At 58.9% G+C, this 21832-nt stretch carries 21 protein-coding genes; 4 read left to right on the forward strand and 17 right to left on the reverse strand.

Annotation, left to right across the window (positions count from 1 at the left end; translation table 11 throughout):
* Nucleotides 1–503 precede the first annotated feature (503 nt).
* The 6 genes from CORAM0001_RS01970 to CORAM0001_RS01995 form a co-directional block, all read right to left on the reverse strand.
* The gene (locus tag CORAM0001_RS01970) at nucleotides 504–2345 is read right to left on the reverse strand and encodes an LpqB family beta-propeller domain-containing protein (protein WP_005509927.1); all 1842 of its coding nucleotides are present in this window, start codon (nucleotides 2343–2345) and stop codon (nucleotides 504–506) included.
* A complete protein-coding gene (mtrB, locus tag CORAM0001_RS01975; protein ID WP_208854620.1) occupies nucleotides 2346–4019 on the reverse strand; it encodes an MtrAB system histidine kinase MtrB in 1674 nt (557 codons plus the stop codon).
* Nucleotides 4020–4097: 78 nt separating this feature from the next.
* A complete protein-coding gene (mtrA, locus tag CORAM0001_RS01980; RefSeq protein WP_005509787.1) occupies nucleotides 4098–4772 on the reverse strand; it encodes an MtrAB system response regulator MtrA in 675 nt (224 codons plus the stop codon).
* A 54-nt stretch (nucleotides 4773–4826) separates the two neighbouring features.
* Nucleotides 4827–5456, reverse strand: coding sequence for a dTMP kinase (locus CORAM0001_RS01985; RefSeq protein WP_040360959.1), 630 nt, complete (start codon nucleotides 5454–5456; stop codon nucleotides 4827–4829).
* Between the two features lie 45 nt (nucleotides 5457–5501).
* Entirely contained in the window at nucleotides 5502–6956 is a 1455-nt protein-coding gene (gene ahcY / locus CORAM0001_RS01990; protein WP_005509849.1) for an adenosylhomocysteinase, read from the reverse strand.
* 68 nt (nucleotides 6957–7024) lie between these two features.
* Nucleotides 7025–7399, reverse strand: coding sequence for a DUF4259 domain-containing protein (locus CORAM0001_RS01995; protein ID WP_005509766.1), 375 nt, complete (start codon nucleotides 7397–7399; stop codon nucleotides 7025–7027).
* A gap of 351 nt (nucleotides 7400–7750) precedes the next feature.
* Between CORAM0001_RS01995 and CORAM0001_RS02000 the strand changes: the two genes are divergently transcribed.
* Nucleotides 7751–8527, forward strand: coding sequence for a hypothetical protein (locus tag CORAM0001_RS02000; protein WP_040360868.1), 777 nt, complete (start codon nucleotides 7751–7753; stop codon nucleotides 8525–8527).
* Here the strand turns inward: CORAM0001_RS02000 and manA are convergent.
* From manA to CORAM0001_RS02020, 4 genes are all read right to left on the reverse strand, one after another.
* Nucleotides 8524–9726 (reverse strand): mannose-6-phosphate isomerase, class I, encoded by a 1203-nt coding sequence (manA, locus tag CORAM0001_RS02005; protein WP_005509842.1) that lies wholly within the window; start codon nucleotides 9724–9726, stop codon nucleotides 8524–8526. The genes CORAM0001_RS02000 and manA overlap by 4 nt on opposite strands.
* Before the next feature lie 86 nt (nucleotides 9727–9812).
* A complete protein-coding gene (locus CORAM0001_RS02010; protein WP_005510072.1) occupies nucleotides 9813–10829 on the reverse strand; it encodes a hypothetical protein in 1017 nt (338 codons plus the stop codon).
* A 38-nt stretch (nucleotides 10830–10867) separates the two neighbouring features.
* Nucleotides 10868–12247, reverse strand: coding sequence for a phosphomannomutase/phosphoglucomutase (locus tag CORAM0001_RS02015; RefSeq protein WP_005509920.1), 1380 nt, complete (start codon nucleotides 12245–12247; stop codon nucleotides 10868–10870).
* Between the two features lie 116 nt (nucleotides 12248–12363).
* Complete coding sequence (locus tag CORAM0001_RS02020) at nucleotides 12364–12771, reverse strand: DUF3499 domain-containing protein (RefSeq protein ID WP_005509890.1); 408 nt, start codon at nucleotides 12769–12771, stop codon at nucleotides 12364–12366.
* Nucleotides 12772–12943: 172 nt separating this feature from the next.
* Between CORAM0001_RS02020 and CORAM0001_RS02025 the strand changes: the two genes are divergently transcribed.
* Nucleotides 12944–13426: a metallopeptidase family protein gene (locus CORAM0001_RS02025; RefSeq protein ID WP_005509746.1), complete on the forward strand. Its 483-nt coding sequence runs from the start codon at nucleotides 12944–12946 to the stop codon at nucleotides 13424–13426.
* A gap of 125 nt (nucleotides 13427–13551) precedes the next feature.
* On the opposite strand, the gene CORAM0001_RS02030 is transcribed toward CORAM0001_RS02025, so the two are convergent.
* From CORAM0001_RS02030 to rfbD, 4 genes are all read right to left on the reverse strand, one after another.
* Nucleotides 13552–13920 (reverse strand): WhiB family transcriptional regulator, encoded by a 369-nt coding sequence (locus CORAM0001_RS02030; RefSeq protein ID WP_005510060.1) that lies wholly within the window; start codon nucleotides 13918–13920, stop codon nucleotides 13552–13554.
* A 337-nt stretch (nucleotides 13921–14257) separates the two neighbouring features.
* Nucleotides 14258–15415 (reverse strand): mannose-1-phosphate guanylyltransferase, encoded by a 1158-nt coding sequence (gene manB, locus CORAM0001_RS02035; protein ID WP_005509961.1) that lies wholly within the window; start codon nucleotides 15413–15415, stop codon nucleotides 14258–14260.
* Between the two features lie 41 nt (nucleotides 15416–15456).
* Entirely contained in the window at nucleotides 15457–16380 is a 924-nt protein-coding gene (locus CORAM0001_RS02040; protein ID WP_005509772.1) for a glycosyltransferase family 2 protein, read from the reverse strand.
* An 11-nt stretch (nucleotides 16381–16391) separates the two neighbouring features.
* Nucleotides 16392–17366: a dTDP-4-dehydrorhamnose reductase gene (gene rfbD / locus CORAM0001_RS02045; RefSeq protein ID WP_005509826.1), complete on the reverse strand. Its 975-nt coding sequence runs from the start codon at nucleotides 17364–17366 to the stop codon at nucleotides 16392–16394.
* 168 nt (nucleotides 17367–17534) lie between these two features.
* Here rfbD and CORAM0001_RS02050 point away from each other — a divergent pair, with 168 nt between their 5' ends.
* The gene (locus CORAM0001_RS02050) at nucleotides 17535–19169 is read left to right on the forward strand and encodes an LCP family protein (protein ID WP_425265855.1); all 1635 of its coding nucleotides are present in this window, start codon (nucleotides 17535–17537) and stop codon (nucleotides 19167–19169) included.
* Here the strand turns inward: CORAM0001_RS02050 and CORAM0001_RS02055 are convergent.
* Entirely contained in the window at nucleotides 19166–19426 is a 261-nt protein-coding gene (locus tag CORAM0001_RS02055) for a HypC/HybG/HupF family hydrogenase formation chaperone (protein ID WP_040360872.1), read from the reverse strand. The genes CORAM0001_RS02050 and CORAM0001_RS02055 overlap by 4 nt on opposite strands.
* Before the next feature lie 4 nt (nucleotides 19427–19430).
* Nucleotides 19431–20795 carry a nickel-dependent hydrogenase large subunit gene (locus tag CORAM0001_RS02060; RefSeq protein WP_005509915.1) on the reverse strand — a complete coding sequence of 455 codons (1365 nt, stop codon included), beginning with the start codon at nucleotides 20793–20795 and terminating at the stop codon, nucleotides 19431–19433.
* A 40-nt stretch (nucleotides 20796–20835) separates the two neighbouring features.
* On the opposite strand from CORAM0001_RS02060, the gene CORAM0001_RS02065 reads away from it, so the two are divergent.
* Nucleotides 20836–21195 (forward strand): hydrogenase maturation nickel metallochaperone HypA/HybF, encoded by a 360-nt coding sequence (locus CORAM0001_RS02065; RefSeq protein WP_100066774.1) that lies wholly within the window; start codon nucleotides 20836–20838, stop codon nucleotides 21193–21195.
* Here CORAM0001_RS02065 and CORAM0001_RS02070 read toward each other — a convergent pair.
* Complete coding sequence (locus tag CORAM0001_RS02070) at nucleotides 21192–21776, reverse strand: hydrogenase maturation protease (protein ID WP_040360968.1); 585 nt, start codon at nucleotides 21774–21776, stop codon at nucleotides 21192–21194. The genes CORAM0001_RS02065 and CORAM0001_RS02070 overlap by 4 nt on opposite strands.
* Nucleotides 21777–21832 lie beyond the last annotated feature (56 nt).

The following is a 21832-nucleotide window of genomic DNA, read 5'->3' on the forward strand; positions in this document are numbered from 1 at the left end:
CAATGCGCACCAGGGGCAATACCGAACTAGAGGGGAGCTGGCTACAGGCAAAGTCGCAGGCAATTGTTACCGGATCCCCACCCCGTTGTCGACGGGATGACGATCTTGTCGGCGCGGGAATCAAAATGACGGGGGTAATTTCCGGGGGTATTATATGGCCGTCAGAGGCCAGCCTTCGCACCGCAGCGGCGAACACGGCCCCCATGATTCGTCTGGCTTCACCACTACCCCGTTCTTTGGCCGACAAAATGAGATGTCTCCTCGCACCCGAGTACGGACCGCAGGTCCACGCTGCTGCGCGTAACGCAGCCCGCGGTGAAAACCGCACTGGAGGTTGCTGAAGATCGTCCCTACAATCGCGACACAGCGTCCCGGAGCAGCCGCACACCGGACAGGTTTCCGGTATCACGAGGCCGATTGCATCGCGGGTGACGTCGTAAAGCACGCGCAGTACATCCTGCGATGATCTCCCCTGCGCCATTGATCCCCTCCCCGATTTGCGCTTACTCCACAGACACCGGAGCCATTCGACCACGCGCACCCGGAACCTGGCGCCAGAACTGCTGCTGTCCCTCGCTGGAGATCAGCTCCATAACACCGGTGGCATCCAATGCGTAACGCTTCGACGAGGTCGCGGTAACCACAGGAATTGGCGGTGTCAGGTTGAGCTTCGGCAGAACGGAGCTGGTCGCACCGTCCGGGAAGGCACTCCACATCGGGGTGTCTCCGCTGTAACCGCCCACCGTGACCGTTTGATTCGGCGACCACGTCAGCGACACCGGGGAAACGTTTTCAGGGAGCGGCAGAGCGCGCGGATGCGTCAACTTCCACGGCTTATCGTCATGCCTTTCGATGGTGGCAATATAGACCTCACCAGCGATAATCATCGCTACCTGCGTGCCTGAAGAATCGACGCGGAATTCAGAAATACCGGCGCTCGGACGCCCCGTGCCTTCGCCGCCGTCAAGAAGGTGATTGAGCTCAGAGGTATCAACCTCCTCCTGCTGAATCCGGGATGACGTCGACTGCCGAACCAGGCGTACGACGGTTGTACCGTCCTTCACCGTCCATACCGCCTCGGCGTCTGGCGACCATGTCGGACGGGTGAGGCTCTCGCCAGTCAGCACAGGAACCGGCTGATCTTGTATCCCGCCGAGCATCAATGTGGACTCCCCGAGGTCATACGAACCGGCACGACCATCCACGGCCGAGCGGAACACGGCGGCAATAAGCTCGCTGCCATTGGGGTTGATGCCCACTGCCGCGGAAAACACCGCAGTGCTGCCGCTGGCGGTCCAGCCGCGTCCCACAGGTGTGGCGTGGCCGTCAGCGATCTCGTAGATTCCGCTGCGGTCGACCGTCCGCAACGGTGCGTTATCAGCCGGTAGATGATTCGGGTCGTAGAGCTGGATTGTGTCGGTGTCCTTCGTCCACGGCTCGTCGTGGCTGGCAACTAGCGGTTCGCCGTCGGCCATGAGAATCCACGGACCACGGAAATCTGCCGAGTCGAGAGTCCAGATAATCTGCGCCGCGAGCATGACACGCAGTTCCTCGGAAACTTCACCCAATCCGGTGATTTCGACCCTGCGACCGTCCGTGTTGGACACAGGTCCTGCTTCCACCGCAATTGAGGCATTGGGTTTGAGCACGGTGGTGACGCCCGGCCGCAGTGGTGCTGATGGGCCGTTCTTCAGCTTTGTCAACAGATTGGTCGCGCCATCGGTGACGCCGCGATAGAGCCAACGACGATCTGTGACCAAATGATTACCCGCCGGATCGAGGAAATAGACATTGCGAGGCACATTGTTTTCCAGGAATGCCTGGCGCTCCATGACAACACCGTCGGGCAGCGAGGAAATGCGCCACTGCCCATCCGAACCGAGCTTCATCTCCACGGTTTCCTCATAGTCACCGGACTGGGGCTCATAAGCACCATCAGTACCAAATTGACCAACGCTGCGACCTCGGGCAACAAAGGACTGTCGCGATCCTCCTTCATCCCGCTGGGCGATGAGGTTGACACCGTCGAGAATGCGGGCGCTATCCTGCGGTTTCCAACTGGCCGCAAGTTCCGGGGTCATGAAGGCACGCATAGCTTGAAAATCATCAACCGGATGCGCGGCCGCGGCGAAAAAGTCGCGCAGGACAATGTCTGCATTGACATTCGGACGTGGCTGCGGAACTTCAATACGAACTTGGGGCGGTTCAAACGGACGCAGCACCTGGGGGCTGGTGTTCCGCGGAATGGTGGTACATCCTGCGGCCGTGCCCAAAATAATCACTGAGCTAAGCGCCACTGTCTTACGCAGGACGCGACGAGCCTTTGACTGTTGCTGCGCCGTCATTTAACTATCCTCCTCTCGTGCCTGTCGGGATTCGCTATCGCTAGTCCTCTGCCCCTTGCCCTGATCCTGGCTCTTGACTTGCGGTGCATTCGATTCCGATTCCAACGCCCGTGCACCAATTTCCTGCTGGTGCGGAATCTGATCGGGCAGCGGGGGAACTTCCAGTCCGAGCGGATGCTCACCGAAGCTCGCTTCAGGCTCCAATGGCACAGTCAGACGGAAACAGCTACCGACCGTCGGCACGCCAAAAGCCTCCAGTTCCCCACCATGCAATTGTGCGTCCTCACGCGCGATCGCCAAACCAAGTCCGGTACCGCCGGTGCGTCGGACACGCGAGGGGTCAGCACGCCAGAAACGGTTAAACACCAGCTCTTGCTGTTCCGGCTTTAGCCCCACACCGTGGTCAACGACCGTAAACGAGACCGCGGAATCGCTCGACCGCACTGTGATATCCACCGGATTGCCCTCACTGTGGTCAACAGCGTTGGCCATAAGGTTGCGTAGCACGCGCTCGATACGACGCGAGTCGACTGTCGCCATTACCGGTTCATCGGGCAGATGGAAGCGGATGGGTGTGCCAGTCTCCTTAGCCACGACCGCTACCTGCTGATAGGCAGCATCCACGCAGCGACGGACATCGACCTTTTCTGCGGACAGGTCAGCAACGCCGGCATCGTGGCGTGAGATCTCAAGCAGGTCATTGAGAAGCATCTCAAAACGCTCAAGCTCCTCATTCATCAGCTCAGCTGCGCGGCGAGTCGCCGGATCGAGGTCCTCAGCGCCGTCAGCAATAAGATCGGCGGCCATACGCACCGTGGTCAGAGGTGTCCTCAACTCATGCGAAACATCGGAGGTGAACTGTCGTTGCAGACTGCCGTATTCCTCCAGCTGTCTAATCTGCGTCGACAGCGATTCGGCCATCTTGTTAAAGCTCATGGCCAGTCGCGCCATGTCATCTTCACCCTGCACGACCATGCGTTCGCGCAAGTGACCGTCGGCAAAGCGCTGGGCAATCTGGGCAGCGGAACGCACTGGTGTCGTCACCTGATTGGAGAAGAACCAAGTAATACCGCCGAGAAGCGCCATGATGACTACTGTCGCACCAGCGAGCAGACCACGAACCAACTTAATAGTCGATTCCTCTGCGGCCATAGAGGTGACCAGATAGAGCTCGAGCCCATCAACCGAGGTAGAAGTAGGGCTACCGATAATTAGCGCCGAGTACGTATCGCCGCGATTATCAGTGACTTGGCGTACCTGATACGCAATTTGTCCTTGCCGGACTACTTCATGCAATCGTTCTGGTACATCGGCCTTAATCGGCGATGAAGCCAACACCGTGCCTCGTGGCACCGGCGCCAAGAGCAGCGGTTCATAACTTGTCAGTGGCGCAGCACCGGAACCGGCTGCACGGTTCACAAGGGCATCGCGTCCCACGTTGAGCAGAGCTTGCAGCTCGTTGGACGAAGAGTTCTCTATCGCCTGCTCCACCACCGCGCGAGCACGGTCAATTTCCTCGTCGGCAGCGGTAACCTTTGCGTCGATAAGCCGCTGGGTCACAATAGTCGCCAGCGCGAAACCGAGTACCGCAATCACCATCGCGCTCAGTACCACCACAGAGGTCAGAATGCGCGCTTGAATAGACGTGCGCCAGAGCGTAACCGCCCAGGTCACTCCCCTATTGGTGAAGTCTCGAAGCTTCGTTATTAATCGACGCAAGAATCGGCTCCCACTAAAGCTGACTGGCCTTGATTAGTCACCCGTCTTGTACCCGACACCGCGGACGGTCAGCACAATCTGGGGGTTCTCCGGATCCAGTTCAATCTTCGAGCGCAGACGCTGAACGTGAACGTTGACGAGTCGAGTATCCGAGGTGTGCTGATATCCCCAGACCTTTTCCAACAACTCATCACGGGAAAAGACCTGCTTCGGACGGGATGCAAGAGCGTGCAATAGGTCAAACTCCAACGGGGTCAGAGAAATCTCCTTGCCATCACGGAACACGGCGTGACCGGGCACGTCGATGGTCAAGTCGCCGACCTCGAGGGTCTCACTCGGGCTGTCCTCTTGACGACGCAGCCGAGCGCGTACCCGCGCCACGAGCTCCTTCGGCTTAAAGGGCTTCGTGACATAGTCATCCGCACCGGATTCCAGGCCGAGGACCACATCGACCGTGTCGGTCTTCGCAGTCAACATGATGATCGGCACCGCCGATGTCTCTCGCACAGTGCGACAGACATCGACACCACTCATGCCCGGCAACATGAGATCCAGCAGAATCAAATCTGGATTCTCCCGCTCTGCTGCCTTGACAGCTTCGAGGCCATCGTCGACTACTACTGTGTCGAAGCCCTCGCGCTCCATCACCATCGTGAGCATTTCGGCGATGGCCGGATCATCATCAACAACCAGGATTTTTGAGCTCATGCGTCATATTCTAAACGTAAAGCTATCTAGTTCTGTAGTTTCCGGTTGAGGTGGCTAGCGCAGGCGTGCACTAATCCATTCCACAAGGCGGTCCGCCCCATCGTCCCCCGTAAGCATCAGCCATGGTGACTGCCACGAGCCCTCCGCGAACTTCTGGTACGCCGCCAGTGTGCGCTCCTGCAAACCCGAGTCCTTTTCGTAGGCATCCCTAGTTCGCTGCACATCAGAGGCTTCCCGCTTGCGTGCGCGGTCGGCTGCCACTCCTACCGACGTGGCCAGACAGACCTGAACGTCGGGAAGCGGAAGCTGGAAATCTCCGAATTCGGTCTTCTCAATCCACTCGACGATCGCCGGATCCTGTGTGCGCGCCAGGGAGTAGGCCGCGTTGGACGCGACGTAGCGATCGATAATCAGAACATCGTTCTCGCGCGCTGCATCAACAATCGCTTGACGACGTTCCTTGCGGTCCAGAGCGAACAGGAGTGCCATTGCCCAAGCGGAGTCCGCGGTGTCGCCGAGCTGACCGTGCAAGGCTTGATCGGCGAAATCAGCGAAGATTGTCTGCCGGTACGCCGGAAAGGTCATCGAAGAAACGGAGTGCCCTTGACTTCGGAGTTGATTGCTAACAGCTGTGACAAGCGTGTTCTTGCCAGCACCGTCGATTCCTTCGACTGCGATAATCAAATTTTTCTCCTCGCGCACATGGCTACGGCCTAGCCTTGGCTAGAACTAGTAGCGGTAGTGCTCTGGCTTATACGGGCCCTCGACATCAACGCCGATGTACTCGGCCTGTTCCTTGGACAATCGAGTGATTTCGCCGCCGAGTGCCTCGACGTGAATGCGAGCGACCTTCTCATCCAGAATCTTCGGCAGACGGTGGACAGTGTTGTCGTACTTATCACCGTTGCAGTAGAGCTCAATCTGCGCGATTGTCTGGTCGGCGAAGGAGGTCGACATTACGAAGGACGGGTGTCCGGTGGCATTGCCCAGGTTGAGCAGACGCCCCTCGGAAAGCACGATCAGAGAGCGCTCTTCGCCGTCAGCATGCGGGAAGATGTACTCGGTGACCTGCGGCTTGATCTCCACACGACGGACATCGTCGCGGTGGTGCAGGCTGTGCATGTCAATCTCGTTGTCAAAGTGGCCGATGTTGCCCAGCAGCGCGTGGTTCTTCATCTGCTGCATGTGCTCGAAAGTAATGACGCCCTTGTTGCCCGTGGCGGTGATGACAATATCGACATCTGCGATGACGCTCTCAGTAGCGACGACGTCGAAACCGTCCATCAATGCCTGCAATGCGTTAATCGGGTCGGCCTCGGTGACCTGAACGCGAGCGCCCTGACCTGCCAGCGCCTCCGCGCAGCCCTTACCCACATCGCCGTAACCGCAAACCAGCACATTCTTGCCGCCAACCAGCATGTCGGTACCGCGGTTGATGCCGTCCAGAAGGCTGTGGCGGGTGCCATACTTGTTATCGAACTTGGACTTGGTGACCGCATCGTTGACATTCATGGCCGGGAATGGCAGCACGCCCTGCTCTGCGAAGTGGTAGAGGCGGTGGACACCAGTGGTGGTCTCCTCTGTGACACCCTTGACCGACTTTGCAATTCGGTGCCAACGGCCGGCATCCTTCTCCAGGCTGGCGCGAAGCATGTCCTTGAAGGCAATAAACTCGTCCGAATCCGACTCTTCTGCAGGCGGCACCAGGCCAGCATCCTCAAATTCCATGCCCTTAATGACAGCCATGGTGGCGTCGCCGCCGTCGTCCAGAATCATGTTGGCATCTTCATCGCCCCAGTCGAAGATGCGGTCGAGGCACCACCAGTACTCCTCCAGCGTCTCGCCCTTCCAAGCGAAAACCGGAACACCCTGCGGGTCCTCCGGAGTACCGTTTCGCCCAACGACGACAGCCGCAGCGGCCTCATCCTGGGTGGAGAAGATGTTGCACGAGGCCCAGCGGACCTGTGCGCCCAGCGCCGTCAAGGTCTCGATGAGCACTGCGGTTTGAACCGTCATGTGAATGGAGCCGGAAATACGGGCACCGGCCAGCGGCTGCTGCTCTGCGTACTCTTCGCGCAGCGCCATTAGGCCTGGCATCTCGTGCTCAGCCAGACGAATCTGGTGACGACCGGCCTCAGCCAGGGAGAGGTCTGCAACCTTGAAATCAATGTTCTTCGAGGACATGTAACGCTTTCTCTAGATTCTTTGACGTGAGATTCTTCTTAAAGAATCACTACTGGGGACGCGAGAAATTACTCTACCGCTTCGACGCAGTTTTCCAGCGCCGCCTGGTCAGACTCACTGAGTTCCCCCAGAAGACTATCGAACACCTCGGAGGCGATAGCCAACGCATCCTCCTCGCTGCCGTGTGCCTCCGAGATTCCCTCCCGGATGAAGCTGTAGTCCTCCACAATGTCACCGCCGCTAAATGGCGCGCCATTCCAAATTGCAATAATCACAGCCGCCGCGAGTGCGCATGCTTTCTCATCGCTACTTTCGGAATCCGCCCCAATGCGGCCAGCATCAATCAATGCACCAACGCGATCCTGTGAGTCGAGATCCTGAACCTCATCGAAGAGTTCAATGACCGAATCGCTTCCAAAAACCTCAGTCTCCCAGATGGACATGATAGGTGGCCACGCTCCTTTCGCGCTTCGAACCAATTTGCCAGTTTTCGTCTTTCGACGAGCGCTTTCCAAAGAGCGCTTTTCGACGAGCCCACGGTAATCTGGCCGCCGACTTAATAGCTGTCGCCTGCACGTACCGCTAGCCGGAAAACCGCATGTGGCCTTACCGAAGTTCTACCCGACTTTTCGTCACTTTTACAGTGCGAGAGACTTATTTAATCCCTCCAACACAATTTTCACCCTAGAGAGAAGATAACGGGCATGTTAAGTTAGTTCCCAGACCTCGTAATGCAACTGTTATCTTTTTCGTTACAGGGCGACCACACGCATGACACGAAAGGAGTACCTACCATGGTGAAGAAGGCTTTTGGAGCTCTTCTGCTCGCAGCCCTTCCCCTGAGCGTTTCGCTCGTTGGCTGCTCCGATAGCAGTGCTGCCGAGGGGGCGAATCCGGAAAACGCCGGCTCTCAGTCGAAAATGGAGACCTCTGCTCCGCTACCTCCAGTTCCGAGTGATGCCGAGCTGCAGCAGAGCACTGAATCGAATTCAGATTCCTCGCTGACTGAGACGACTGGCAGTCTGGTACCTCGCCCGACCACGCCATCGAGCACCGAGATTGTTGAGGATCCGTACCTGCCACCGCAGGCGTACATCCCGCCGACTTCCACAAGCTCAAGTACGACAACTCCGACGTCGACGACATCAACGCCTCCGACGACCACGGAGACCACAGAGCCCACTTCTGGCGACGTTTCTTCGCCGACGCCCAGCAAGCCGGTGCCACTGCTACCGGACGATGACTCGGAAAAGCCGAACGACAGTATTCCGGAAGGCGACGGTGGCGCAGCAGCTGAGCCGAAGCCGCCTTCATCGCAGCCGCAGTCCCAGTCGGGTACGCAAACCACAACTCCGTCCGAGACTCCTCAGAAGACTCCTTCGAAGGAGCCGATGCCCCCGAAGTGGACGGAGTCCCCAAAGGAGCCGACACCCCCGCAGAGCCAGGCCTCTTCGAAGGAGAAGGACAACGCTGGCGGCAATGGGGCTAGCAATAGCAAGATTTCCCCAATCCCGGAAAAGCCGAAGGACTTCGGATTCCTGGGAAATCTCTTCAATAACGACGAGGACTAACCCACCCGCGGGACGGTCGCGACAAAGACGGTTGCCCCGCCTTGGCGCGCAGTCAGCTCAATATCGACAGCGTCAACAGCCGGAACCCAGGCCGCATGGCCGCTGGGAACCTCAACCACGGAGTCGTCGTGACGCAACACCACCGTGCCCGCCGTAGACAACACAACCGTGGCGGATTCTTCGTCGAGCAGAACATGTTCGCCAGGCTCCAGGTCCCGCGAACGAAGGCGGAACTCGCGCACCGGCGCGTCATAGTCATTCCAGCCATCATCGGTCAGCCGCGACTGCAGCACCGGATCCGGCAGCGGGCGGAAAGAGAGCACACGCAGTAGCTCCACGACATCGACGTGCTTAGAGGTCAGGCCTCCGCGCAGCACGTTGTCGGAGTTGGCCATGATTTCCACGCCCATGCCATTGAGGTAAGCGTGCAGCTGTCCCGCACCAAGGTAGATGGCTTCGCCCGGCTGTAAGCGAAGGCGATTAAGCAGCATCGACCCCAGGACTCCCGGGTCCCCCGGATACTTTCGAGCCAGTTCGCAGGTGGTCTCGGCTACTCGCGAGAACTCCTCATCCTCGCCTCTGTAATCCGCGCACTTGGCAGCCACGGCCTCGACCAGCTCATCGAGGACATCCTGGGGCAACGTCAACCACGTTGTAAACAATGCCCGCAGAGCACTCTCGTCATCGGCGGCATCGAGCAGTCCCATGTAGTGGTCGAGCTCCGGTACCGCCAGCGCTGCGAGCAGCTCCTTCGTGCGCTCCACCGGGCGGAATCCGGCCAACGCGTCGAAGGTAGTCAGGGCGACAATGAGTTCTGGCTTGTGGTTGTTGTCCCGGTAATTGCGGAAATGTGCAGTGGCCGGAATTCCCTCCGCATTTTCGCGTGCAAATCCCTCCTGAGCTTCTGCCAAGGTGGGGTGTGCCTGCAGCGATAGCGGCTCATCGGCTGCGAGCAGCTTCAACAGGAACGGCAGCCTGCCGTTGTCGGTGTCAATTGCGTATCCGAGCGCAGCCGCCGGGTCCTGCGCAATGAGCTCATCCAGCGGCGTGCCGGCCACTGTGGCCGATGCCAGTGCATGCGCACCAAACCACAGTTCCGCCCAGGGCTTCGATGTGGGAGCGTCCGCACCGGTGATTCTCGCCAAATGTGTACGAGACCCCCAGGGGTACGACTGCAGCACGGGGTCCAACAGCTCCATGCCCGTATCACTCCTCTAATAGTCGCTACTGGCGCAAGCACGCCAATCTCACCGAAGACCCAAAAGCCTTCGGTGACACCCGGCGATTACGCAGAAAACGCCGCAATCGCACCAACTCTGGCTGCAGTAACACATACTTCAACCAGTGGATGATGAGTCTCCGCATCGAGCGCAGGGCACTCCACACGAGCCCATCCAGCCTCGCCGTAGTGGTCCCGGTAGTGGCCCACGTTGTTCGGCGCTGCTAAAACAATCGCCCCCAACGGTAGCACTGTCGCCCCTTCATCCCCACCATCAATGAACGGGTCATAGAAAATATCTCGGCTTGCCTGGGGTTCTGCAGCGAGCAACGCGCCCACGCTAAGAGACAACTCGCTTATCGACGACGCTGCCGAGACCACGCCTGCCTCGAGCATCTGTAACGATGCCAGCTCCGCTACCGGCGCCAGCGCCGAGGTTGTCGACACTGCAAGCATTCTGCGGCCTGCCAACCACTGCGCTGCCTGCCGCGCGGGGTTAACTGTTTCATCTCGCTGCGGAGCACAAGCCGCAATATCGGTGTCCACCGCATCGGCGACTTCCTCGACTACCCCGGCCGGAGCCAGAGCGGTGGCGCCACATTCAGTGAGCGCGCTGGCGATGGCACCAACATAGGCGGTAAAGGACGCGGACTCCGCCATCGCCGGGCGCGGAACCACAACCGTATCGGGACTACCGGCGGCACGCAATGGCCCTTCACCGGGATCCACCACGACCGTGGCTGCTCCTCGCCTATCAGCTTCAGCCAGAGCTGCACCCAGTGGACTGCCGGGGTTGTCGTCACAGACGATGACCAAGTCGAGGGCTCCGACATAACTGGGCAACTGATGCGCAATTACGACCGGGCAGCGGATGTCGTCGGCAAGCGCGCGCACGGACTCGGCGGCGAGCTGCGCCCGACGATTTCCCACGAGGATGACCGCGCTGCGCGGCAGTGGAAGTTGAGCAAATGCTCCCCCGCGAGTTGCGGAGGCAGCAGCTCTGAGACCTGCGCCGGCAGTGGCCATACGGTAGAACAGGGCCTCTTGGCGCGGGTTATGGGAGGAGTCGAATGACGAGGTCATACTCCCAAGCATGCCTGAAAACGGGCGTGTGGGGTTGATTAACCGCGGATGATGCCGAGAACTTCGTCGACAAGAGCGTCAACCTCAGCACACGTCGGCGCCTCGACGTTCAGACGCAGCAGCGGCTCCGTATTGGAGGCCCGGACGTTGAACCACGCCTTGGAGTCCGCCAGCTCAATGGTCAGGCCATCCATCCAGTCCGAGGACTCGGTCCGATCGGCAAACGCAGCCTCGATTTCCTTCTGCTTGGCCTGCTGCTCCTCTGCGCTGCCCAGGCGGGAATTAATCTCACCGGAGGCCTCGTAGCGGTTGTACTCGGCCATGAATTCGCTCAGTGGCTTATCCTGCTCTGCCAGTGCGGCCAGGACATGCATGGCGGCGAGCATGCCGGAGTCAGCGTTGAAGAATTCCTTGAAGTAGTAGTGTGCCGAATGCTCGCCGCCAAAAACAGCACTGTGCTCGGCCATTTGCGCTTTAATAAAGGAGTGCCCAACACGGGTACGAACCGGGGTTCCGCCGTTTTCCACAATCATCTCCGGCACGACGTGCGAGGTGATCAGGTTATGGATGATAGCCGCGCCCGGGTTCTGCTCCAGGTAGCGGGTGGCCACCAACGCACAGATGGCCGATGGGCTGACCGGGTTACCCTTCTCGTCGACGACGAAGCAGCGGTCAGCGTCGCCATCGAAGGCAATACCGATGTCTGCGCCCTGCTCCACCGTGAACTTTTGTAGGTCAACGAGGTTGGCGGGCTCCAATGGGTTGGCCTCGTGATTCGGGAAGTTGCCGTCGAGCTCAAAGTAGAGGTCAGCAACATCCATGTCTTCTCCGAGCACTGCCGGGACTGTCAGTCCCCCCATACCGTTACCGGCATCGACTGCGACCTTCAGGCGACGGCCAGAGCGGATGTCGACCAGCCCATGAAGGAACGCCGCGTAATCCTGCAGAACATCCTCGTGATCAATTTCGCCCGGAGTGCCGGTGTACTCCGGGATTCCGTCGACAAGCAGATCCTTTATCTGAGCAAGCCCTGTCTCCTGCCCGATTGGGCGGGCGAGCGAACGGCACATCTTGATGCCGTTGTATTCAGCTGGGTTGTGGCTGGCAGTGAACATCGCGCCCGGGCATCCCTTTACTCCGGAGGCGAAATACAGCTCGTCCGTAGAGGTCAGGCCGAGCAGGGTGACATTGAGCCCCTGTGCTGCCGCGCCATCGGCGAAACTAGCCGCCAACTCCGGCGAGGACTCACGCATATCGTGGCCGACTACGGCACGTGTTGCGCCCTCTGAACGCATGATGTGTCCAAAAGCGGCGCCGATGGCTCCGACAAGGTCCGCGTCGATGCCCTCACCGACAACACCGCGCACGTCATAGGCCTTGATGACGGCATCCAAATCGGAACGATTGTAAGTGCCCACGAAAAACCTCTCTGGGTAAGTATCAGTTTTGTGAAAAATGATACTAGCCACAGAGAGGCTCTCACAAAGAAATGCCGCGGCAAGATGGCATGAGCTAGGGCACGGCGCCCGACCTGTTAGTCGTCCGAATCCTCCGGATCGCGAACTACATGCAGGTGACCGCGCGCGGATTTCCGCGTCGACGGGTGACGGCTGGAATCAATCTTGTAGGTCTGAGGGCGGTTGTCGACCTCATCCCGCAGCACCAGGCCAGTCGCGTTGCGGCCAGCTTCACGGACGGCTTCCGCCAGTGCCGTCAAATCATCATCGTCCTGGGCGGGCGTCGGCACGTCGTAACGCACGAGCTCCCAACCCAGCGGTGCGGTGATGGAACGCGCGTGCTTCTCACAGAGATCCCAGCTATGCGGTTCGGACGCGGCGGCGAGCGGCCCCACCACAGCCGTCGACTCCGCGTAGGCATACGTCAACGTAGCTACGGCAGGTTTGCCACAGCCGGGCCGGCAACAACGTCTAAAAACACTCACGGCATCAAAGTCTAGACCCTAACTTTAAGTTTCGATAGTTTTTCTCCCACCCCGGGCGTTTTTCGCTTTCCGACGCGCCCCCAGACACCCCAGCCTTACCCAGTAAACCTGCGACATGGCCGGAAGCTGGCCTCACCCACGTTGACGAGCCGACCGATTATGCTCAACAAATATGAATTCATCGGCTTATACTCCGCGCTCATTGCGACGCTCACTGCGACGCGGCCGCGGACCTCGGGGACCTCTGTTGCCGCCGGAAGTACCTCGCTGGAAGAGCCGCTCAGAAGCTTTTGACCAGGCGGTTATTGATGCCTACGCCCCATTGGATCAGCGCTGGTCCCGACAACTGTCACACCTGGACATCGCCATCGATACGATTCCTCGCATGCAGCTACGCCCGGACATGTACTTCCCGGAAGAGATTGTCGCTGACGGACCTGTACCACTGGGACGGCTTATCCCCGCTGGCATTGACCGCGTAGGCAACCCCACCCGCCCCTGCGTAGTAGTGTTCCGCCGCCCCATTGAGCGCCGTGTCTCGGGCCGAGTGGAACTGGACCAGATGCTGCAAAATGTACTGACCCGCCTGGTAGCGGTATATCTGGGCATTGATCCGGTTGAGGTGGACCCTAGTTTCGACGAGAACTTCCTGTAGAAAGCTTTCTTCTAAGGAGCTCTTTGGAGAGCAGAGAAAAACTCGTTCAACGAAAAATCCCCCAGGGGTTTACCCCAAGGGGAGACTGTGGCATTGCGTGCACACGAAAAACTAGCCGCGCGGTTCTAGCCAATCTGCCGCTTCAAACGGCGACGCTCACGCTCAGAGAGGCCACCCCAAATACCGAAGCGCTCATCATGCTCGAGAGCAAACTCCAGACATTCATCTCGCACACCACAAGCACGACAAATACGCTTTGCTTCGCGAGTGGATCCACCCTTCTCAGGGAAGAAAGCTTCTGGATCAGTCTGGGCACACAGAGCCTGCTCCTGCCAGTCCTGATCGACGGCTTCAAACAACCCCGAGAGGTCATCTGCCCACTCTGTCAACGGCCGAGGCTGGTTTTCAGAGGAGCTATCATTCACAGCGATGTCACCCGCATTCGTCTCACTATCCACAGCAGAGCCGCCATCAAACATGCTGGACTTTTCCATGCCGAGGGCCTCCTGATGGTTGTTGCTGTGGGTCTTTAAAAACTGTGGGTCTTTAAATTGGGCTTAGTGTGCGAAACACACATTTGTGATTACACACGTGTAACCCACCATCGGTCAAGCCGAATAGAGAATTTGCCCCAATACTTTTCATTGCCCCTGAAGCACCTCCCCCCGCGTTGGGGATTAAGTTCAGGTTGAAGGATGGCGCCTGAACCCTAAACCTGCCACCTGAACTCAATCACATTCGCCGCATGCCTCTCACCAGCAACTTTGGCGACACTTCGGCAACTCTAATCAAATATTGCCGACAAAAGTCTGACACGCCGAAGGCTGCAGACTAGACATCCGTCGAAAAACGTACTCCGTGATCGGGAATCTGGACGCCCGGCCACACACGGATACCGTTAATCAATTCACAGCGCGCACCAACGACGGCACCCTCGCCAATAATGGCATCACTGATGACCGTTCGCGGGCCAATATCGGCGCCATCGGCAATCACAGAGCGCTCAATCACAGCACCGGCACCGATGCGTGCGCCGTCGAAAATCACCGATTGATCAATCCGAGCGCCCGCACCAATCTCCGCCCCACGGCCGACAACAGAGCCACCGTAGAGAAGAGCGCCGCCACCGACCGACGCTGATTCGTCGACAAGCGCTTCGCCGTGCTTACCTTCTAGAAGTGGTGACGGCGCGATACCGCGGACCAAATCGGAGGAGCCGCGGACGAAGTCACCCGGAGTCCCCATGTCACGCCAGTAGGCGTAATCAACGTGACCGTAGACGTTCATACCGCGGTCAAGCAGCGCTGGGAAGATTTCACGCTCGACGCTGATGGGGCGACCAGCCGGAATCGATTCGATAATCTCGCGGCGGAACACGTAGATACCGGCGTTAATCTGATCGGTTGGCGGATCCTGGGTCTTCTCCAGGAACTCCAGGACGCGCCCATCCTCATCGGTCGGAACACAGCCGAACGCGCGTGGATCCGGCACACGGACGAGGTGCATCGTGACGTCCGCGTCCTTCTCCGCGTGTGTACCCAACACCGCGCGCAAGTCGGTACCGCCGAGGACATCGCCGTTGAAAATCATCGCGGTGTCATAGCGCAGCTTGTCTAGGACGTTTCGGATACCGCCACCGGTCCCCAGAGGCTCAGCCTCAAAGACGTATTCAATTTCGAGACCCAAATCCGAACCGTCGCCGAAGTGTTCTTCAAATACTTCAGCTCGGTAGGAGGTGCCCAATACCACGTGCTTCATACCTGCTGCACGAATGCGGCCAAGCAGATGCTCCAGGAATGGATGCCCTGCCGTGGGCAGCATCGGCTTCGGCGTATTCACAGTAAGGGGACGCAAACGCGTACCTTGCCCGCCGACCAGAATAACAGCGTCAGTCTGTTCAGCTAACGTGGCTCCCGCCTGCTGTGCAGCATCCGTTCCCGGCTGGAAAGCGGAGCCATGCCCAGCACTCGGACGAACTTCGGTAGTCATGAAATCGGTAACTTTCTTCGATGGATCATTCCAACAGTTAATTAATTCCTACGCTTTTTGGCCGCGATTATGACTTTGCCACGCAGGAACAGCCCCAAACGCAATGCCAGTCGCACAGGTGCCAGCGCCGGCCCCGGCAGGCGATCTGACATAAAACGGTATGCCGACTCGTGATGGGCCTTTACGGTAATTTCTGGGTGCTTATTGGCAGAATGCCCCTGCGCGTGACGAATCTCTGCACGGGGACAGAAAACATTGCTCCAACCGGCCTTGCCCAGTCGGTCACCCAGATCCACGTCCTCCATGTACATGAAGTAGCGGGTATCAAAGCCATCAATCTGGTCGAACGCATCCCACCGCAACAGCAGGCATGCGCCCGACAACCATCCCGCCGATCGCTCACAATCCATATCCGTGTCATCCCGGTAGTGACGTGAGAACGGGTTAGTAGGCCAGATATCGGCGAGCAGCGCGTGTCCGATACCGCTGACAAGTTTAGGAACCGCGCGTGCCGACGGGTACACGCTGCCATCCGCTTCGCGAATCAGCGGACCAATCGCTCCGGCTTTGGGATTGCGCTGCGCGCATTCCAACAGAGCATCAATTGCGCCAGGGGCAAACACCACGTCAGGATTGACCAGCATGACGTAATCAGGATTAATCTCACCGGCACGGCGAGCCCGTCCCAGCTCCGCAATGCCACGGTTAGCTGCCGCGCCATAGCCAATGTTGCCGCCAGTGCGCAGAAGCTGAACATCCGCTCCGGTCTTCTTGGCCCGAGCTTCTTCCTTCTCCACGGAACCATCCGTCGAGCCGTTGTCGGCCATAATCAGACGCGTGGAGGCACTGGCGGCGGGGCCCAGCGAATCCACCAGCTTGCTCAGGTGCTCACCGGGCGAAAAGGTCACGGTGACCACACCGAGCGGAAGCTGCGAGGGTTGCGGGGAATTCGAGGTTTCATTCACAAACCTAGACCCTAGGTCAGGACTGCACGCAAAGTGTCCTGCCACTCCGGAAGTGAATGTAGACCTACCTCACTCCATGCGGAGCCATCCAACACGGACCAGGCCGGACGCGGGGCCGGACGCGGGAACTCACTGCTGGTACAAGCCACCACACGCTGTGGATCGTGACCGGTGAGCCGAAATACTTCGCGAGCCACTTCGAACCATGTCGCCTGACCGCTGCCCGTGACATGGAAGGTGCCGGTCGGTGCACTGTTCGGTTCGGACAACACGCGTTCGGACAACTCCCAGATAGCCCCGGCGAGGGCACCGACAAAGGTGGGGTTGCCGTGCTGATCGTCAACGACCTTAATAATTGCCGGGTTGCCCTTGTCATCAGTCGCCGTCTCCGCCAGACGCATCATCGTGGAAACGAAGTCCTTGGCCTCCGGCTGCGTGGGCCCCGACCAGACCCACGCTGTGCGCAAAATAGCGAAACGCGCCCCCGAATCACGCACATTATTCTCCCCAACTAACTTGGTACGTCCGTACATAGTCTGAGGCGCGGTGAAATCATCAACTCGCAGCGCTCGGCGCTGCCCCGTCATCTCATCGATTGCTACATCACCGAAGACATAGTCGGTGGAGATGTGAATGAGATACGCGTCTTCCTTTTTCGCCCGAGCCGCCAAGTACTTCGGTCCAAGTGCATTGATTAGGTGCGCTGAACCGGGATCGGATTCTGCACCATCGACATCGGTCGCCGCTGCCGCGCTAATGATGATGTCGACGTCGTCAAGCAGAGGCGTTGCCTCCACAGCAGCCGAATCAGTGATATCCAACTGTGCCCGAGTGAGAGCGCGCACCTCAACATCGGCGGCGAAAGAATCACGCTGAAGCGCAGTACCCAGCTGTCCAGCCGCACCAGTTATGGCGATAATGGGACGCCGCGAGTTGCTGCAGGTTGGTCCATGGGTGGCGAAATGCGAGACTGAAATTTCAGACATATTCTTCTTTATCACTATCGTAGATACGATTGACACTGTGTTGAGGTGCAACCGGATACGGATTGACACTGTGTTGAGGTGTAACCGCACACGGTTGGACGGTTAAGGTTTATGTAGTTTCTGCAGCTGCTTACTGCCCTCCACGATGTGTGGAATGCCCTCGCAGACATGCAGCACAAATTATATTTTCGAAAACGGTTTAAGAGGAGCCCCGGTTTGAGCAGCCACACGCCACGCGCGCGTCACGCACGCGATATTCAAGCGCCACCGTCCTCTGCAGAGAGTACCGCCCAAGCTTGGCCGCCGATGCTACGCAATGCGCTTGTGCTGCTATCGGCCATTATCCTTGTTATTTCCGCAGTTGGCTGGTGGACACTTGGTAGGACCACCGACAACTTGGGTTCGGGTGGCGACTTCGGGCTGGGCAACGAGAAGGACGGCGCAACCGATATTCTGCTCGTCGGCTCCGACTCCCGCACCGATGCCCAGGGCAACCCGCTGACTCCGGAAGAAGTTGAGCTTCTGCGTGCCGGCGACGAAGAAGCCACAAATACAGACACGATTATTGTGATTCGTGTTCCTGCCGATGGTTCTTCAGCGACGGCTATTTCCATTCCGCGCGATACCTATGTCCACACCAATCGACTAGGCAACACAAAGATTAATGGTGTCTACGGCAACACAAAGCAGATGGTGGAAGAGGAACTCGCAGGAAGCGGGGCCTCGCCGGAAGACATTGAGCGTCGCTCGACCGAGGCCGGACGTAGAGCTCTAATTGAAACCATTAGCGACCTCAGCGGTATCACCGTTGACCACTACGCAGAAGTTGGCCTGCTCGGCTTCGTCCTGCTCACCGATGCCATCGGCGGTGTCGATGTATGTCTGAATGAGGCTGTCTACGACGAGTTCTCGGGTGCAGATTTCCCAGCGGGCTCACAGACATTGAAGGGTGCCGACGCGCTCTCATTCGTCCGCCAGCGCCACGGTCTGCCCCGTGGTGACCTCGACCGAATTACTCGCCAGCAGGTCTTCATGGCCTCGTTCACCAATAAGCTGCTCGGCGCTGGCACACTGTCTAATCCCGCGAAGCTGTCTGAACTGGGCAATGCCGTCCAGCGCTCGGTGGTGCTCGACGACAACTGGGATGTCACCGGATTTGCCACCCAGATGCAGGGCCTCAGTGGTGGCAACGTGAAGTTTGAAACTATCCCGGTGACCTCGATTGACGGTGTCGGTGACTATGGCGAGTCGGTGGTCACAATCGATAAGGGCCAGGTTCACCAGTACTTCGAGACCCTGCTGGGCACCAAGGAAGAAGAAGCTCCGACGAAGGAAGAAGACGAAAAGAAGGCTGACCCCAACGCGGCTGAAACTACAGTCAGCGTTTACAACGCCACAGGCATCGAAGGTTTGGCCAGCGGCGTCTCAGGCTTCTTAACGGAAAAGGGCTACACCCAGGGAGAGGTCGGCAACGCTGAGTTCGCCGGCGTTGCCTCCAGCCAGATCAATGCGGCTGACCCAGAGGATCCGGCAGCTCAGGCCATCTCTGAAGCACTCGGTGGCGTACCGATTGTCCACGATCCATACCTCGATCCGCACCACATCTCAGTGACAATTGCCGGTGACTACGAAGGCCCGGGATTGACATCAGAGGGAATGGCCGCTGATTCGGGCGACGGTGCCGAACCCGCGCCTGAAGTAGAAGATGGTTCCAATGGCGATGTCATCGGCCAGGAGGGCGGGGCAATTCCGCAGGAAGATCGCCCCGCTATCGACGCCGCCGGCGTGACTTGCGTGAACTAGGTCCGTCCCTTCGGGGAGACCTCAGCGACATGTTCGATGAGGTTATATTCCTCAATTGCGGCTAAGGACTCCTTGGCCTCCTGCTCGTCCAGCACGTTCATGATGAACCCGTTCTGGACGAACACCCAATCACCTACCACCAGCTCAGGCACGTACATTGCCGAGCATTGCCGCTTTTGCCCCGCCATATCCACTGTCGCCATCGGCAGTGGACCATCGGCTATTGCCAAAACCCGGGCAGGAATTCCAAGACACATCGTGTTACTTCGTCCTCTCCACTTCAGTCGGGGCGTCCGCCGAACCACGGCTATCCGCTGTCATATTGCCCGCAGGTGCACCGGCATGTTCCTGCATCGTGAATGTCATCACTCCCGCGGGTGCCGAGCTACACGGTAGGCACGGATCAGCGGCCCAGATGGACTTCTCGACCCCCGCAGTCTCCCCGCCATCGCACAGCTGCTCGGTGAGCATACGAGTCAGCCAGGGCTCATTCTGCGCAGTTGGCGTCATGATCTGACAATCCGTGATGATGCCGTCAGCCCCTGCCGTATAGCGATGCACTAACAGCCCGCGCGGCCCGTCAATCATCCCGACACCACTGCGATGCCCTTCAAAGTCAGCATTCTCAATCGCTGTCACAGCCTTCGGATCGCACACATGGTCGCCGAGCAGTTCCCCGTCGGCAAGCACCCGCTTTGCCCAAGCCACGGTGTCAGCGAGAAGCTGGCGTTGGGCGTCGCGTGGGCTGATTCCACGCTTATCGACGACAACCTGTCTGGAGACCGGCCCCACCCGGTAGAAATCTTCCCGCTGGCCTGCACAGCCATCCTTGACCAGCTCCTTTGAGGCATCAAACATCGGTCTGGGAGCAGCATCGCCCGGACGGGACTCACGAACGCGTGTAGGCCAATCAGCAGCCGGGAAAATCTGCGCCGCGGTATCGGTGTGATGCCGCGCGACTGCCAGGTAATTTCCCAGCGGAGCAAGCTCACCGTCAGCATCGACAACTGCGACGTCGAGGCCGTCAAAAGTATCCGTCCAAGCATCAGGAGCATCAGGAGCATCGGGGGCGGCAAGAAGCTCCACTTCCTTGATTACCGCCGTCTCAGCCAGCGCTTCCAGAGCACCTTCTGCCTCAGAAACCAGCGTCTTATCCACTGCCGCGCGCACGCCTCCGGGGACTGCGACATCCGGGAAGTGCGACGGTGCCCCCGCTGCACGCATCAGAGCTTTTCCGGCACGCTTCATTGCCCGCGCCCCCTCGCGGTCGACGGCCACAAACTTGGTCGCTAGATTATCCAAGGTCGACCCGGCCGCCAGCAGCTCTCGAATCAACTGTGCAGTTCGGGGAATGTCGGAAATCCCGTAGAGGTCCTCCACCGCTCGCACGCCTGCAAGGTGATGCACAACCGGACAAAGGCCACATAGCCGCTTGGTGATATCTGGCACATCCAACGCCCGCTTCCCGACCAGCATCCCGTCGATACGCGGCAGCCCTGAGAGGTCGAAGGACACCTGTGTAATAGCGCCGTTGTCATCGCGATAGACATCCAGTCGCGCCTCGAATGGGTCAACGAGTTCATCAAGTTGGATGTGTTGAGTGACCGGGACGGATTCCGATGGCATTGTCCGTCTGCGCCTCCTTCGCGCTGAGTGCTTCGCCATAATGGTATCTGTGCATGAGCTTGGATTGTTGACCAGCGTGGTGAAAAAGATTGCTGAGGTCTGCCCGGGACGCACTGTGACAAAGGTGTCAATGCGTGTGGGCGACCGCTCCGGGGTCGTCTACGATTCCCTCATCGCCGCATGGCCCGTGGCCAGTGCCGCGACGCAGTGTGAGGGCGCCGAGTTAGATGCCGAGCTTATTGTCTCGACGGTCTACTGCCCCACCTGCGAGGCCGAGCATGAAATTGATGAATTCTATGCTCTAACCTGCCCTGTCTGTGGCACACCAACTGCGGATCTACGGCACGGCCGCGAGTTTGAAATCTCCAGTATTGAGGTCAAAGCTGAGGGCGAGAGTTAGACCTCGCTGTCGCGCTCGTCGGCAAGCCAACTGTCAATGAGCTCGCGCGCAACCTCAGTCGCCTCCTCAATGCCGCCAAGTGCCGTGTTGCTGAGCCCCACCGCCATGTCAGCTGACTCGTAGACCACTCCCACCACACCGACGCGCTCAGGCTCCTGCCCCAACAGGCGCGCCGCGGTGAGCAAATCCAGCAAACCAACCTGATGCGCGGACAGCTTTGCCGCCAATAGTCGAGGGATCTGGTCACCGACGAGCTTGACGACGGTACCGGGATCCCCCGGACCAGCGAGAGCGTCGAGCAACAATAAGTTCTTGGCCTCCTGCACGATGGGCAGCAACTCCATACCGCAGGTACCGCCATCGATGTAGGCAACCGCACCCGTCCATTCGTCCCCTCGCCCGGCGATGTTCGCAGGATCATCGAGGCTGGAGGGCGACCAGACCAGATGCGCGGAATCTCCGGCCTGCGTCGTCTGCCCCATGCCTGCAGATTCCAGTTCTGGGGCGAGACGCCTCAGCAGCTCGAGACCAATGCCGTCGTCGCCCATGACGGGGTTGCCGATGCCAAGAACCGTCACCAACGGGGTGCCAGCATCAGCACCGGTGACTGCGTCGGACGTCTTATCGCTACCCAATG

Source organism: Corynebacterium amycolatum SK46 (genome assembly GCF_000173655.1).
GTDB classification, from domain to species: domain Bacteria; phylum Actinomycetota; class Actinomycetes; order Mycobacteriales; family Mycobacteriaceae; genus Corynebacterium; species Corynebacterium amycolatum_A.

What these genes read in the sequence shown, in the direction of transcription:
- CORAM0001_RS02000 (WP_040360868.1), top strand. Translation starts at nt 7,751, where the DNA reads ATGGTGAAGAAGGCTTTTGGAGCTCTTCTGCTCGCAGCCCTTCCCCTG.
- rfbD (WP_005509826.1), bottom strand. Translation starts at nt 17,366, where the DNA reads ATGTCTGAAATTTCAGTCTCGCATTTCGCCACCCATGGACCAACCTGC.
- CORAM0001_RS02025 (WP_005509746.1), top strand. Translation starts at nt 12,944, where the DNA reads ATGAATTCATCGGCTTATACTCCGCGCTCATTGCGACGCTCACTGCGA.
- manA (WP_005509842.1), bottom strand. Translation starts at nt 9,726, where the DNA reads ATGGAGCTGTTGGACCCCGTGCTGCAGTCGTACCCCTGGGGGTCTCGT.
- manB (WP_005509961.1), bottom strand. Translation starts at nt 15,415, where the DNA reads ATGACTACCGAAGTTCGTCCGAGTGCTGGGCATGGCTCCGCTTTCCAG.
- CORAM0001_RS02065 (WP_100066774.1), top strand. Translation starts at nt 20,836, where the DNA reads ATGGTATCTGTGCATGAGCTTGGATTGTTGACCAGCGTGGTGAAAAAG.
- ahcY (WP_005509849.1), bottom strand. Translation starts at nt 6,956, where the DNA reads ATGTCCTCGAAGAACATTGATTTCAAGGTTGCAGACCTCTCCCTGGCT.
- CORAM0001_RS02055 (WP_040360872.1), bottom strand. Translation starts at nt 19,426, where the DNA reads ATGTGTCTTGGAATTCCTGCCCGGGTTTTGGCAATAGCCGATGGTCCA.
- CORAM0001_RS02060 (WP_005509915.1), bottom strand. Translation starts at nt 20,795, where the DNA reads ATGCCATCGGAATCCGTCCCGGTCACTCAACACATCCAACTTGATGAA.
- CORAM0001_RS02010 (WP_005510072.1), bottom strand. Translation starts at nt 10,829, where the DNA reads ATGACCTCGTCATTCGACTCCTCCCATAACCCGCGCCAAGAGGCCCTG.
- mtrA (WP_005509787.1), bottom strand. Translation starts at nt 4,772, where the DNA reads ATGAGCTCAAAAATCCTGGTTGTTGATGATGATCCGGCCATCGCCGAA.
- CORAM0001_RS01970 (WP_005509927.1), bottom strand. Translation starts at nt 2,345, where the DNA reads ATGACGGCGCAGCAACAGTCAAAGGCTCGTCGCGTCCTGCGTAAGACA.
- CORAM0001_RS01995 (WP_005509766.1), bottom strand. Translation starts at nt 7,399, where the DNA reads ATGTCCATCTGGGAGACTGAGGTTTTTGGAAGCGATTCGGTCATTGAA.
- CORAM0001_RS02050 (WP_425265855.1), top strand. Translation starts at nt 17,535, where the DNA reads ATGCAGCACAAATTATATTTTCGAAAACGGTTTAAGAGGAGCCCCGGT.
- CORAM0001_RS02030 (WP_005510060.1), bottom strand. Translation starts at nt 13,920, where the DNA reads ATGGAAAAGTCCAGCATGTTTGATGGCGGCTCTGCTGTGGATAGTGAG.